The organism is Pseudomonas amygdali (genome assembly GCF_002699855.1).
In the GTDB taxonomy this organism is placed as follows: domain Bacteria; phylum Pseudomonadota; class Gammaproteobacteria; order Pseudomonadales; family Pseudomonadaceae; genus Aquipseudomonas; species Aquipseudomonas amygdali.
The window spans coordinates 1-1,244 of sequence record NZ_LKBW01000194.1; the positions used below are offsets into that span (position 1 = coordinate 1).

Below are 1,244 nucleotides of genomic sequence, written 5' to 3' on the forward strand. Positions count from 1 at the left end.
CCGAGCTGGTAAAACAAGGGCCTGCCTGACGGCAGGCCCTAACCAGCCCGAACACAAAAAAACTGATACTCCCAACTGTGCCCACCTGGAGTACTACCTTCACTACCCCGACTTCGCCTCGTCCTTCTTCAAGGGCATTGCCATAGCCGTCATCCTGATATTCGTCTTCATCGCCGCTCTCACCGGCTCACTGCTTTTCCTGGTCGGGCCGGCAGCCATCGCCTGTATCGCAGCCCTCAAGCTACTCAACTGGGAAAACCCCATTCACCATGAACAAAGCCTACCCTGGGATGAGTACAACTTTGTGACCGTCGACCGTAAACGGCTGATGATCGTCACACACCGCACGGATGTCACACTGGGCTTTGAGGCCCGATTCCAGCATGAGGTGCTGTTCAACAAATACCTCGCGTTTCTCCACACTGTGCTCCCCCCAACAACTGAGTTCGCGGAAAAAGCCTGGAAATGGTAGTTCCGTTGCCGACCTCAATAAGCACTCCCTTAAGGCCGAACCACGAGATCTCTGGTATTCACCCTATCTGGCTGCTCGGTTGCATAAACCAGTGGTTGCAGGACGAGATTCGCCTGCACTTCCAGTCCGGCAAAGCCATCGCCAAAGACTGGCTGACCACCGCCAAGCGCTGGATCGATGGACTGGGAGGGATTGCCGGGTCAATCGCCTGGGGCGTGATAATGCTCAACCTCATCAATACCGCGCTCACTTACCGGAACCTTACTCGGGAAGGACACTTCAATGCCAAGGATATTGGCAAGGTTACCTATGGGCTTGGGTATAAGGCGAGTGAAGACTTCACCTACCCCTTGATGCCACCCGAAAACGAAGACCTCATCTGGGAAACCTGGGTGCCGCTCGACAAAGACGCAACCTATCTTGAGCTGCAACTCTGGTACCCGGCCAGTCTTTTAAAGACTGGCGGAGACGATAAAAGCTATCTGTTTCAGATGAAACTTGGCACAACAGGCGATACCGCTGTTGACGGCCTGGCTTCTGTAGAACTAGAGGTAAAAGCATCAAACAGAATTGGGGCTCTGACCTTGGAAGTCGCAGAGAGTACACACGTATGAGTCAGCAAGAAACAATTCTGGATCTGCCGAAAGGCAAAGGCATCCTAGACTGGAAAATCAAAACCCTTGCGAGGTCACCTAAAGAGGGAGTATCAGTTTTTTTGTGTTCGGGCTGGTTAGGGCCTGCCGTCAGGCAGGCCCTTGTTTTACCAGCTCGG

General features: G+C 53.4%; 2 pseudogenes. Both read left to right on the top strand.

Features of this window, described 5'->3' with window-relative positions:
• Nucleotides 1–472 (top strand): annotated as a pseudogene (locus tag AO277_RS13785) (hypothetical protein); the annotation flags it as partial.
• A 320-nt stretch (nt 473–792) separates the two neighbouring features.
• Nucleotides 793–1,086: pseudogene (locus AO277_RS29725) on the top strand (hypothetical protein); the annotation flags it as partial.
• Between the last annotated feature and the right edge of the window lie 158 nt (nt 1,087–1,244).